Below are 13,583 nucleotides of genomic sequence, written 5' to 3'. Positions count from 1 at the left end.
CTTAGCCGCGTAGTAGGCTGTATCACAATACATAACTCCATATTCTGATCAATGTACATCTGTAAGTATTGGATAGTCACACGAAGAGAGGGTTTTGTTACAGTAGGAAAAAGAAGAATAGCGAAAGTGCTGAAGACGCTAGAATGGACCGCTCCGACACTTTCTCTGCTAATCAATCTATGCAAAAACAGGCTATTGCCACTTATAGGTATACGCGGCGACATCCATTTTCTTCTTCATGCCACTGAGGGCCATGTAGCGCACCTGACCGAAGATCTGACGCTCGCGCCAGGGGCGATCATGCCTGCCCCCAATAGCCCAGCTAATACCTGTATAGCCATTTGCATCGCGTCCATCAAGCTCATATTTATCGTTGAGGTACACAGCCGTCTCAAATGCCTCTTCTGGCGAGGGCATCCATTCAAGAATCTTTTTGGCCCAGTACATACGCATGTAGCCGTGCATACGACCACTCACAACCATCTCGCGCTGGCTGGCATTCCAGAGTTCATCATGGGTCCGCGCCTGTTCCAGTTCTTCTCGACTATACTCCCATTCACGTGGGTCCTGGGCGTGCTTTTGAAGCGTCTTGCGAGCCCAATCGGGACAGCCAGCCAGTGAGTCGTAATGCTCATTAAACCAGGCAAAGTTAACAGCCAGTTCGCGGCGCACAATCAGCTCTTCCAGATAAGCCGCGCGTCCACCATCCAGATCGATATGAGCACTACCAGCACCAGATGCGACATAGCACTCAACCTCCCAGACGACACGCTGAATGGAGATTTGTCCAAAGTGGAGATACGCCGAAAGCTGGCTGGTCCCATCAAGCTCGGGAATATTTCGCTTCTCACTATAGCCTGACAACCGCTCATGGATAAAGCGCTCAAGACGCTGCATCCCCTCACGCTGCCCACCGCGAAAGACCCTGGAGGGCTGTACAGTACGGTCAATTTTGAGGTGCGAGAGCAGATGTGTTGGTCGCGCAGCCTCGCCCGGATTGCATGGCGGCTGCGCCAGAGGATACTCAGACTCAGCATCGCTCATGGGTTGTAAGTAGCGGGGCAGCAAGCGCTGAATCTTCGGGCGGATGGTATAGGCCCCCCACTCCTCCTTTGTCATATGCCGATGCGGGATCATGACATCGGCATCAACGCAGGCAAAGGGAACTGACAGATCGCGCTTCACTATCTGCCGCCAGACACGAGGAAGGCGTAGTTCGCATTCATCGCCTATGACAGCCGCCACTTTGATCCCACACGCCAGCTTAATAACCTCAGCAGGCGGATCTCCCTGGCGAATTACCAGCGGCGTTCCACGTTCCCCAAGCACATGGGCAGTTTCTTCAAGCCCCTCCAACATGAATTGATAGTGGCGTAGATTCGCTTCGGGATACTCTGTCAGAACGAACAGCGTCAGCACCGGCATATGAAGTTGATTTCCAAGCGTGATAGCAGCATCTAACGCCAGATTATCTCTCCCACGCTGAGCTCGCTGCATCCAGTAAAGCACACACGCTCCATCCTCAGTACACTCGCCAGAGCGATAGACTTCGACGCGCTCATCCCGCCCTAGCACCGTTTCAATCTTGGTCATACAACAACTCATCCTCTCACTTCCAGCTCAACATAGTTGGCAATTTGGCTTGTGACAGAAGACGTTACGACATGCTCATTCCAGGTCATCGACCTCAAGAAGTCCTACACACACGGGCATACAAAAATAGTCAGGCGACTGCTAAGCAGTCGCCTGACCTCTGGTGAAGGGGGGATCACGCAATAGTAAAACCCTGTTCGTCAGCGTTGATGAATAATGTCTGGGGTGATGAGACACTGACCAATGATATATGGTCTGGAGCAGGGCAACAACAAACCATCCTCACGGCGGCCTCGACAATGTGTGGGGACTAAGTCGCAACTCAGTGCCTTACATTGGAGACACACTTCCGTCGATGACTCGCGGCATAACTCAACAGAGCAAGGCTGGCACCCCATCAATCAGTGTTCATCACTGCCTACAGTATACACCCGCCTTCTTCCCCAACCCTTTGCTTGCTGTTCAGCTTCTTGTATCTCACCGTATCCAGCGCTACAAGCCACGTCAAATATATTCTTCTGTAAAATTTACGTTGTCAGGTACACGCTCTTGTGGCTATTCTTCTCTATTATCTTATGTAAGATTCGCTGAAGGATACATCAATTTACATCCCTAACCTATTAGCAGTTGCGAACACGCTCAAGCCATTGGAGAGATGCACAGCATGCTTTTTCTAGAAGGGAAGCAGTAGGCTTCAGGCCGCGTTTGTGATATGATAGGGACAGAGGCAAGATACTAAATTAGAGACATATACCCAATAACCAGGTTTAGCATAGAGACGTCATCAGGAGGTCCCCGAATCATGAAAGCCGTTAGAACCCATGTAGGCCGCTGCGATACCTGCGGTGAGCCAGCCGCATTCGCGCAACTGCTCTCAGGCGGTCGCCGCTTCCTCTACTGCGAGGAGCACGCCCCTCTACTTGTCAAGCGACAAGCCCTGGCTACGGACAAAGGTAAAGAAGAAACAAAAAAGTAGCCTGTATGTGGCTATAGTGCAAACTATAGAAGCTGGCATATCCTCATTTGCAGGTGCCTGGTACAAGCAAGCTATCATCCAGCCATGGGTAACTGGATCGCGAACGTCGATCCTTCACCCTCGATCCCCCGGCTCTCAATCCAGATCTTTCCACCCATGGCTTCAATCAAGCGCTTCGAAATATAGAGCCCTAGACCTGAGCCGCGCACTGGACTATTCACATCGACTTCCAGGCGGAAGAAGCGCTGAAAGATACGCTCCTGATCCTCTGGCGCGATACCTTTCCCCTGATCCTTCACACGTATCGTCACCATTGAAGCTGGCTCCTGCTGTGCTGAAGCAATAATCGCAAGTGGAGTTTGTGGCTTCGAGTATTTTAGGGCGTTAGCGCATATATTCATAAGCACCTGGCGCAAGCGCATAGGATCAGCACGCACAGAGAGATCTTCTGCCACCTCAACCTGTAGAGTACGCCTTTCCTTGGTCAGATTGGGCTCAATCATCAACACCACATTCTCAATAGTCTCTTTGAGCGAAACAGGCTTAAGCAGGGCCGCACGCACAGCAACATCACGCTCTAGACGGCTCGCATCCATAACGTTGGAGAGAAGCATCGCCAGTTCGTCGCAACCCCGACGTGCCTTCTCCAGAAAGTCACGTCGCTCATCTGACGGCAGGATATCATCATACTGTGACAGTAGCTCAATATAGCCCTGAACAGCGGTAAGAGGGGTACGCAGTTCATGAGAAGCCGTTCCCATAAACTGATCCTTCATCTGATCCAGTTCTTGCAAACGACGATGCGCGGTTCGCAATTGTTCATATAAGCGCGCGTTGGTAAAGGCCACCGCTGCCTGTTCACCGAAGTCCTGAGCATGAGGAAGGTCAAAGACAGAGAAGGCGCGCCAATCGTGTCTCGCAGTCTGCTCACGCACAAAGATCAACAGAGCGATAGGATCACCTTCAGACATCATCGGTGTCAAAATAGCTGAGCGCCCTCCACATTGCCACAGGGTTTCACGCAATGTAGGACCATGCCGCACGTTCCACGTATTATCACCCTCTATCAAAGAGCCAATCATATGCGTGGTCTCACTGCTAGAGAGCGGCTTTGTACCATTGAGCGTGAGCAATCTCGGCTGAAGGTCATAGAATGCCTGACCATCTGGCTCATCCAGACTAATAGCAGGCCAATGGATATAGCTCTCACGCTGATCCATATCCCTTGACCAATGCGTCAGAGGCTGCAAGTTTTCATCTTGCTCGTCTGGTAAATACAAGATAGTGTAATCAGCCTTAAGCGCGTGCCCACCCTCTTCGCAAATCAACTGACTCAACTCGACAGGCTCAATGGTGGCAGCATTCAGGCGGGTCGCGATGTTGGCAATGGCATGGGAGAAGGCTTCGCGTTCTCGTGACTCCTCATACAAATGTGCGTGTTCAAGCAAGGCAGCCAATTGCTCGGCATATAGGCGAAGCAGTGAGATATCGCTTGCGTTTAGCCCTTCCTGAGTATGACGCGCCACGCCCAGAGCCCCAATCTTTCTGCCATGGTATATCAAAGGAAAGAAGCTGATAATCGATCCCTGTTGCCGCTGCCACCAGAAATCGAACTCCGCGATTTCGCCAATGTGGCGCTTGCTCCAATTCAGTGTTGTCTCCTGCCCAGACAGACAGATGGCAGTCAATTCATTCGCGCCCCAGAAACGCCAGCTCTCCGCTTCTGTGGTACTAGACGCCACATTTACCAGAAGTGGTTGAGAGGTGCCCGCCGCCTGTTCCAGCAGAAAGAGCGTCGCGACATCATAGCCAAGCGTCGAAATAAGGGTACGAGTCGCCTGCACCCGCAGATGCTCACATTCAAGAATGTCGGCAAGCTGGTTAAGAAGGACTCCTAACAGATGTGTTTCGTGCTCCTGTTGTGCATACGCCTGGACAAATCGCAGATTTCGACGTAAGGTCAGAATCGCATGCACCAGACATAGTATCACAAGTAACACCACCAGAATTGCGAGAACCACAAATGTATGATCCCCTAAGACCAGCTCACGATATGTGGCTAGAGCAACGAAAAAAATGCCACACATATAGAGCAGCATGGTTATCGCTATATACCAGCGCCGCATCCGCACGCTTTGCGTGATCTGTAATTGTGTTCTGGCGCTTTGACTTTGCATACTAAACCTGCTTCAGCAATTACGATAGTGGTGTTATCTTTGTAGCAACTTTAAGAGATCCAGCTACACGATATCATAACCCCTTACACAATCGGTAGCAATAGTTGTCTAGTCAGGGAGGACTTAGCGTACAGGTATCTTGTAAGGTCAGGAGGAGATAAGTGGAGTTGACTGGTGACAAACTCCGCTCATCCCCTCCTGACCTTGCGATATCCCAGGAAACAAAAGGTTCAATGCTGGCGCTCTCTCACGAGGTCAAGGTACCAGTAAGGTTGGCGCTTGCGTAGCATAGGTTTAGCGCGCACAACATTTCCAGGAATGGAATCAAGCACGTTATAGGCCAGTTCGCCAGTTAGAGAGCCTGCCATATCGCCAGGAGCATAATCCAGAGTGTGAGTCGTACGACGCCCAGTACGCTGTTCGCGCGTGTCAATGGTCATCATCATCAAGCCAGGATCATCCTCATCGGCAACCACTTCGACATTGCTGGTTGGCGAGAACACACCACTCATACCATTAGCACCAACCCCAGCCCACGTCTGACTCCAATTGGTCAGGGCAAGATAGACATCATGTTCGGCGGCACGCACACTCCAAATCAAGTGATGCAGGCGCTCCTCCTCATCCAGCAAGAAGCTATAGGGTCCCTTGGCGGTTGGCGGCACTGTCATGGAAACCGGATTAGGGAAATCCAGGAAGGCAGGTGCGCATACCAGGTCAGTGCCCAGGCCAGCCAGAACACGCAAGGTCTCAGGGAAGAGTACATCATAGCCGGTCGCCAGCCCAATACGTCCACTGGGTGTGTCAAACGTACTTAGGCCGAGGTTTCCGGGCGAGGCCCAGAGCCGATCCCGACGCGTCAAGTGCAGTTTGCGATAAGTCCCATAAATACCTTGAGGATCGAGCAACAGCACAGTGTTATAGTACTGCCCCTGGTCATGCTCCGCTACACCGATAACCATGCTCAATTGGAGTTCATTGGCAAGCGCTACCAGTTCGTCCGTCTCCGGACCGGGAATGCTAATGGCATGCGCCCGCATATGTTCCGCGAAGGACTGATCAGGATTCTGGCTTGTGGACTGAAGCAAGACAGGTCCAGGGAGCGCCAGTTCTGGCAATACCAGAACATCTGGACTTGCTGGAGCATTATCGCGAATAGACATACGCACAAGGTTTTGTATGATCTGAAGCGGCGTTGTGGATTGGGAGGAGCCAAAACTTTGCAGGCTGAGCTGTAGAAAACCCACGCAGGAGAGTTGACCAGGCGGCAACTCGCCAAGCTCATACAGGCTGTGATAACGCAAAGGTTCCCAGAGATATTGATTATTGGTCAAAGAAACATAGGCACGCGGTCGCCGATCCGCCAAGCGATCCCCTTGGTAATTGTGAGAACTCCCCCAGCGCTTCTCCCGACTACGGGTCACATCTACTTCACCGTATAATACCCCGGTTCCGCCCTCTAACGCGGTCTGAATCGATCCATCTGGATTCACTAGGCAGCTACCGCCATGAAAGCGTATTCCACGCTCGACCCCCTCGCGATTCGCCGCCAGCACATAGATGCCATTCTCCAATGCCCGTGCCATCCACCAGTTGATTGGACTATGCTCAAGTGTCCAATTCGTCGGACATAGCACGATGTCCGCTCCTTGCAGGGCCGCGAGACGAGCCGCCTCGAAATAGGCATTATCTTCCCCAATCAGACCACCCAGACGACCGAGTGGTGTCTCCCACACCTGAATACCCTGATCTCCATCGCGCGCCCAACGCGGTTCATAGAGAGAAGAGTGCAACTTGCGATAGGTACCTACCAAACCCTCAGGCCCAAGGAGTGCCAGGCTGTTGTAATAAGCCTGCGTCTCTGGGTCAACCTCTGGCAAGCCCAGGGCGATATAGCATTGATAACGAGTTGCCAGCACTTGAAAGTGCTGTGTGGTTGGTCCCGGTATAGTCTCGACATATGGAGCTATTTCCGCGCGCGATGCCCAACAATGCCCAGTGGTGCCCATTTCCGGCAATACGATAATGCGCGCACCATGCTGAGCAGCCTCTTCAACGAGAGCAAGCAAATCGGCAATGTTTCTTTCTTTCTCGCCAAGCGACGGCGCATACTGAATAGCCGCGACGCGGTAATTTGTGGGGGGAGCAAAGCGAGTGCTCATTGTAGACTCCAGACTCCTGCAGATTGGTTGATAAGACTGGGATAAGCTTCCTGGGCATTCCTCGACCGTGAAGTGGCAACCTTGCAGCACATATGTGTTGTATTATAGCACTTCATCTTCTTGGGAGAGTACCATTTTCCCCCTCCCTTGACCACATAATGAGATGCCCATTGCTTGCTAGTATACTCTACCATTGCAGGCAAAGCGAGATGTCGAATACCTTGAGCGGCCTCTTGAGAAAATCGAGAGACAAAATGCTACCCCTCATGCTCACGGAAGTGTTTTTGCATCATTGAGGCCACCTCTTGCTCATGTGTACCAGAGGACTCGTTCAGCGCTTGAATGACAAGTCTCTGATCGTTCTGTGAGCGATTCTGACTCAGCTTGTATTTACCTTCCAGGCGCGTTATTGGCAGCGCGAAGCCAACCACCCCCTTCGCCATACGCTGAATCATCTCATCGTTCGCCCGAAACTGCCAACCTTCCCCATCTTCTCGTTCAAGCATGCCTGTCAGAGCCGCCAGATGCTGAAACAGCTCATCTGGAGTTAGGCGGCGCGTACTTCCATAAGCATGCACAACCGCGTAATTCCAGGTGGGTACACTCTTCTCAGGCATCTCATACCAGGAAGCCGAAATATAAGTATGTGGCCCTTGGAAAATAGCTAGGACCTCCTGAGGATCATCAAAGACCTTCCATTGTTGATTCCCCAGGGCCACATGGCCGAACAGAGTCCCATACTCACCAGCCTGGGGATCATACGTCAGCGGGATATGGCTCGCAACCAGGTCGCCATTCTGGCGTGCAACCAGGATCGCAAATGGGTAGTTCTGCATAAATGATTGAAGCGTCGCAAGATCATCTTCACGGTTATGTTTAGGAACGTACATGAAGCCCCCTTTGCTATGCTCTTCGCTCGCACATAGTTGGCGAGGAGAGAAGACAATATATATATTGAAAAATTTATGGGCACTGCGCTGGGACTAATTGCTCGCGCATAGTTGGCGAAACCTTTAAGCTTGAGTATAACGCAAAAGCAGCCAGTATCCAAGGGAAGCGCAGCCCAATAGAAGAGCATAAAACACTTTACAAGCAGGGAGTGGTATGGTAACATAACTCGCAACTATCGATAGATAAACCCATAGATGCTTAAGCAAGATATGTCTTCGTCGCTCACGGCACACAGAGAGGATGCATCAGCGGCTGAAAGTGCTCCTATCCGCGCATCGAAGATACCCCTTGCCAGCCTGTACTGAGCCAGTAAAGTGCACGCCTTAACCGCGTTATCAGTTAGCCAGAGCGCGTTCAACATAACGCGGAATTTGGGTGGAACCACGGAGAGCGTTATATGGCCTTTTCGTCCCGGTGAGGATGAAGGGGCTTTTTTTATTGCTGTAATAACGTATTTAGAGCGATGACTTCTCAGCGCTAAAGCGCTTCGCTGGCGACCTCCCTGGCCTCCTGAGCACCGAGGACCTGAGCTACTTGTAGATAGCTGGCGAAGATCTGAACAGTCATTTGCTATAAAGGTTTGCGAGAGGTCAAAAGGAGGCTTAATCATGTCGCTGGAACAGGAGCTAGAGGCATCGGTCAACTATACGCCAATTCAGCGTATGCGGCACTCAGCCGCGCACGTCATGGCGGAGGCCATTCAGGAGATCTTTCCCGACGCGCGCTTTGCGATAGGCCCTGCTATCGAAGATGGCTTTTACTATGATTTCGACCTGCCACGCGCGCTCACTCCCGAGGATCTACCAGAGATTGAGCAGCGCATGCACAACATTATCCAGGGTGATCATCCCTTCCAATACGAGCAATGGTCGCGTGAGAAGGCGCTGGAGTACTTCCGCGCGCGAGGGCAGGAGTACAAGGTTGAGATCATCGAAGGTCTACCCGACGCAGAGGTTGGCATCTACCAGCAGAACACCTTCCTTGACCTTTGTCGAGGACCACATGTGCGGAAGACAGGCGAGATCGGACCCATCAAGCTCATGCGTGTAGCTGGCGCTTACTGGCGTGGTGACGAGCATCGCCCCATGCTCCAGCGCATCTATGGCACAGCCTGGTTCACACAGGAGGAGCTAGAACAATACCTCTGGCGTCTAGAGGAGGCGCAAAAGCGCGACCATCGCAAGTTAGGGCGCGAACTGAAACTTTTCGTGATGAGCGACGACGTAGGAGCGGGCATTCCGATGTTCCTTCCTAATGGTGAAACACTGCGCCATGAGATGGAGACCTATGTGCGGCAGGCTCAGGAGAAGTATGGCTACCAGCATGTCTGGACGTCGCACCTGGGCAGGGTACGCCTGTACAAGACGTCGCGCCACTGGTTCACATATCGCGAAAACATGTTTCCGCTTATGCGCGATGAGCAGGATATATCCGAGGATGATGCCTACCTCCTCAAGCCCATGAACTGCCCACACCATATTATGCTCTACAAATCACAGATGCATAGCTATCGCGAGCTTCCCATCCGCTATGCTGAGTTCGCCACACTTTATCGCTATGAGAAGGCGGGAACACTCTCAGGGTTGACACGAGTGCGCAGCCTGACCCAGGATGACGCACATGTCTTCATGCGCCCGGACCAGGTGCAACAGGAGTTCGATAGCGCCATCAATTTGACACAGGAGGTCTTTGAGACCTATGGCCTGACAGACTACTGGGTCCGCCTCTCGCTGCGCGATCCCGAGAAGAGTGAGGAATATATTGGCAACGATGAGGTATGGGACGTCGCCGAAACCTCTCTGCGTAGCGCCTGCGAAACGCGGGGTCTGCGCTACGAAGAAGGAATTGGCGAGGCGGCCTTCTACGGACCCAAGGTCGACTTTATGGTACGCGACGCCCTGGGGCGCGAGTGGCAGTGTTCCACAATTCAACTCGACTTTAATCAGCCCGAGAACTTTGAGTTGGAATATATTGGCGAGGATGGGCAGCCCCATCGCCCAGTCATCATCCACCGCGCCGTCACGGGATCGACAGAGCGCTTTATGGCGATGCTGATAGAACACTTCGCGGGGGCCTTCCCAGTCTGGCTCGCACCTGTACAGGCAACAATCATCCCCATTGCGGATCGCCACCATGAGTACGCACATCGCGTCCTGGCAAAGCTCAAGGCTGCTGGTCTACGTGCCGAGATCGATATGCGTGGCGACCGGATGAACGCCAAGATACGCGACGCACAGCTACAGAAGATCCCATACATGCTGATTGTTGGTGATAAAGAGGCGGATGCCGAGACAGTCTCTGTGCGCCTGCGCACAAAGGTCGATCTCAAAGCCATCCCATTAGATGACTTCAGTACTCGCGTGGCTCGGATCGCTCACAGCAAGAGCCATGAACTTTGGGATGAGGCAAGCACGAAATAGTTAGAGAGAGGCACAGGGCGCGCCAGTCACGCGCCCTGTGCCCTTTATCTATATTGATAGCATCTCGGCAGCACTTTAACCCATTAGCTAAGGTACTGGTATGCTGGTAGGGTTAGAAACTCCACGAACTGCTCATCGGTTACGATCCTGGTCAGAATCTCGGCGGCGGACGCGAAACGACGCGCCTCGTACGGTCGCTCTCCGAGGGACGCTTTAAGCTTCGCCAGCTCCTCTACTAGCCAGCGCTGGTACAGGTCAGTCGTGACCTTGCGCCCATCGTCAAGAACCCCTCGCGAATGATGTATCCACTGCCAGAGTTGAGCTCGCGAGATCTCGACGGTGGCTGCATCCTCCATCAAATTATTAATCGGCACGCAGCCGATACCCCTCAGCCAGGAATCCAGGTATTGCAGGCTCACACTGATATTGTTACGTACACCAGCTTCCGTAATCGTGCCATCTGGCACTCTGAGCAGGTCAGCAGACGTCACCTGCACATCCTCGCGTTTACGCTCAATCTGGTTTGAACCCTTCATCACCGCATCAAATTCCGCTAACGCGATAGGCACCAGGCCCGGATGCGCGACCCAGGTTCCATCATGCCCATCGGTCGCCTCGCGCCTCTTATCGACACGTACTCGTTCCAAAGCCTCCTCATTAGCCTGAGTATCATACTTGATGGGAATCTGGGCCGCCATACCACCAATAGCGGGCGCGTTGCGGCGATGGCAGGTCGCGATGGTCAAGAGAGCGTATGAGCGCATAAAATGCGTAGTCATGGTTACCTGGGCTCGGTCAGGGAAAATAAAGGCGGGAATGTTACGAAACTTCTTGATCGCACTAAAGATATAGTCCCAGCGTCCACAGTTAAGACCAGCGGAGTGTTCACGTAATTCGTAGAGAATCTCGTCCATTTCAAAGCTCGCCAGGATAGTCTCAATCAGCACAGTCGCCTTAATCGTTCCCTCTGGAATACCCAGCGTGCGCTGAGCCAGCACAAAGATATCGTTCCAGAGACGCGCCTCCAGATGGCTCTCCAGCTTTGGTAGATAGAAGTAAGGTCCAGTACCACGCACGCTCAATTCATTGGCGTTGTGGTAGAGATACAAAGCAAAATCAAATATCCCGCCGGGTACTGGTTTGCCATCTACCAGAACATGTTTCTCATCCAGGTGCCAGCCGCGTGGTCTTACCAGCAGCGTCGCAGTACACTCATTGAGGCGATATTCCTTTCCTTCAGGGCTGGTATAGGTAATGGTTCGCCGAATGGCATCCCGCATATTGATCTGCCCTTGGATGGTCGCCTCCCATGTTGGCGCATGCGCATCCTCAAAGTCAGCCATAAAGACTCGCGCCCCAGAGTTCAGGGCATTAATGACCATCTTACGCTCGACCGGACCGGTAATCTCTACACGCCTATCCTGTAGATCATTGGGAAGAGGTGCGATTGTCCAGGTACCAGAGCGAATGGCCTGCGTTTCCGGCAGAAAGTCCGGCAGTTTTCCTGCATCAAGCTCAGCCTGCCGCTCGACGCGCTGACAGAGGAGTGCTTGTCGGCGCTCCTCAAAGGCACGAGAGAGCAAGGCGACAAAGCTTAGCGCGTCTGGCGTAAGAATCTCGGCAAATGGCGGGGTTATGAGAGCACGCACCTCAATGCCCTCCGCGTACGTCATGTCGTTATTATGAACCATCATACACACTCCTTCCCCATATAGCATAGAGGTGGCACGGTTGAAGAGATATCCTTAAACCGGACCACACTCTACACTATAACCGCTATATGCGAGGATATATTTTTCACACTAACAGGTATGCGGATTATGACCTCTCCAAAAACCTGAGCGCTACAGCAATGACATCAACAGAAGGGCCTTAGTGGAACTGTGCCTCTTCTGTAGAGCCTGTCAGCGCGGTTGTAGATGACATACCACCCGCAATCACCTGGGCAACCTCATCGAAGTAGCCAGTCCCCACCTCGCGCTGGTGTCTGGTCGCGCTATAGCCGTAGCGCTCAAGCCCAAACTCTGCCTGCTGCAAACGTGAGTAGGCAGCCATACCCTCCTCGCGATAGCCCCGCGCCAGCTCAAACATACTATAGTTCAGCGCATGGAAGCCTGCCAGCGTAATAAACTGGAAGGCATAGCCAAGCGCACCCAGACGCTGCTGGAAGTTCGCAATCTGCTCCTCACTAAGATGTTTGCGCCAGTTAAACGAAGGAGAACAATTATAGGCAAGCAGCTTGCCAGGGTACCGCTCATGGATTGCGGCGGCAAAGCGCTCAGCCTCCGCCAGATCCGGAGACGAGGTCTCGCACCAGATCAAATCACAATAGGGAGCATACGACAGTCCGCGCGCTATAGCCGTCTCAATGCCACTCTTGAGGCGGAAGAAACCCTCGGGAGTACGCTCGCCCGTCAGGAAAGGCCGGTCCACCTCATCAATATCCGAGGTAATCAGTTTCGCAGCGTTGGCATCGGTACGCGCGATTAGAACGGTTGGCACGCCCATTACATCAGTGGCAAAACGGGCCGCGATCAGGTTTTTCAGCGCGGACTGGGTTGGTATGAGGACCTTACCACCCAGATGTCCGCATTTCTTCTCCGAAGAAAGCTGATCCTCAAAGTGGACGCCCGCCGCCCCCGCCTCTATCATGCTCTTCATCAGTTCAAAGACATTCAGCGGGCCACCAAAACCCGCCTCGGCATCGGCGACGATGGGCGCATACCAATAGACATCGCCCGTGCCTTCAGAATGCTGAACCTGGTCCGCGCGCTGCAATGCCTGATTGATACGCCGAACAACATGTGGCACGCTATTGGCGGGATAGAGACTCTGATCCGGGTACATTTGCCCGGACAGGTTGGCATCGGCTGCAACCTGCCAACCGCTGAGATATATGGCCTTCAGTCCCGCCTTCACTTGCTGGACAGCCTGATTACCAGTCAACGCGCCAAGCGCAGGCACAAAAGTCTCAGTATGTAAGAGTTGCCAGAGGCGCTCCGCGCCCCGCTGTGCGAGTGTGTGCTCAATATGCAGAGAGCCACGTAGCCGTAAGACATCCTCAGCAGTATAGGGCCGCGTGACACCTTTCCAGCGGGCATCCCCTTGCCAGTATGCTTGCAAATCATTTACGCTCTTATAGTTATCCTGATTACTCATCATGACCTGCGCATCTCCTTTCCAGATAACAGGAAGATCAGGAGGTGGCGTCGTTGTCACCTCCTCTGTCGTGAGAAAGACCTCATCGTCTTCCATTGTTCTCTAGCAGAGTACCATGTAAACTCGTCCATCGTCTACGGTTTGA

Annotated in this window: 8 protein-coding genes; 2 read left to right on the top strand and 6 right to left on the bottom strand. The window is 52.8% G+C overall.

What is annotated here, in order from left to right; translation table 11 throughout:
- Positions 1-192: 192 nt before the first annotated feature.
- Positions 193-1,593 (bottom strand): deoxyribodipyrimidine photo-lyase, encoded by a 1,401-nt coding sequence (locus K3T82_RS14535; protein ID WP_220194161.1) that lies wholly within the window; start codon positions 1,591-1,593, stop codon positions 193-195.
- A gap of 802 nt (positions 1,594-2,395) precedes the next feature.
- Between K3T82_RS14535 and K3T82_RS14530 the strand changes: the two genes are divergently transcribed.
- Positions 2,396-2,569 (top strand): hypothetical protein, encoded by a 174-nt coding sequence (locus tag K3T82_RS14530; protein WP_220194160.1) that lies wholly within the window; start codon positions 2,396-2,398, stop codon positions 2,567-2,569.
- Positions 2,570-2,643: 74 nt separating this feature from the next.
- On the opposite strand, the gene K3T82_RS14525 is transcribed toward K3T82_RS14530, so the two are convergent.
- From K3T82_RS14525 to K3T82_RS14515, 3 genes are all read right to left on the bottom strand, one after another.
- Positions 2,644-4,746: a GAF domain-containing sensor histidine kinase gene (locus tag K3T82_RS14525; RefSeq protein ID WP_220194159.1), complete on the bottom strand. Its 2,103-nt coding sequence runs from the start codon at positions 4,744-4,746 to the stop codon at positions 2,644-2,646.
- Between the two features lie 230 nt (positions 4,747-4,976).
- Positions 4,977-6,908 (bottom strand): nitrilase-related carbon-nitrogen hydrolase, encoded by a 1,932-nt coding sequence (locus K3T82_RS14520; RefSeq protein WP_220194158.1) that lies wholly within the window; start codon positions 6,906-6,908, stop codon positions 4,977-4,979.
- Between the two features lie 257 nt (positions 6,909-7,165).
- The gene (locus K3T82_RS14515; RefSeq protein ID WP_220194157.1) at positions 7,166-7,798 is read right to left on the bottom strand and encodes an FMN-binding negative transcriptional regulator; all 633 of its coding nucleotides are present in this window, start codon (positions 7,796-7,798) and stop codon (positions 7,166-7,168) included.
- Between the two features lie 669 nt (positions 7,799-8,467).
- On the opposite strand from K3T82_RS14515, the gene thrS reads away from it, so the two are divergent.
- Positions 8,468-10,279 (top strand): threonine--tRNA ligase, encoded by a 1,812-nt coding sequence (gene thrS, locus K3T82_RS14510; RefSeq protein WP_220194156.1) that lies wholly within the window; start codon positions 8,468-8,470, stop codon positions 10,277-10,279.
- Positions 10,280-10,362: 83 nt separating this feature from the next.
- Here thrS and aceB read toward each other — a convergent pair whose 3' ends face one another.
- Together aceB and aceA are read right to left on the bottom strand one after the other, a co-directional pair.
- Entirely contained in the window at positions 10,363-11,973 is a 1,611-nt protein-coding gene (aceB, locus tag K3T82_RS14505) for a malate synthase A (protein WP_236031154.1), read from the bottom strand.
- 178 nt (positions 11,974-12,151) lie between these two features.
- Complete coding sequence (gene aceA / locus K3T82_RS14500) at positions 12,152-13,441, bottom strand: isocitrate lyase (RefSeq protein ID WP_220195116.1); 1,290 nt, start codon at positions 13,439-13,441, stop codon at positions 12,152-12,154.
- Positions 13,442-13,583: the final 142 nt, after the last annotated feature.

Origin of the sequence: Ktedonospora formicarum, from assembly GCF_016587355.1 — a bacterium.
Lineage (GTDB): Bacteria > Chloroflexota > Ktedonobacteria > Ktedonobacterales > Ktedonobacteraceae > Ktedonobacter > Ktedonobacter formicarum.
The sequence above is the reverse complement of the archived record's forward strand: the minus strand, read 5'-3'. Positions and strand labels throughout refer to the sequence as shown.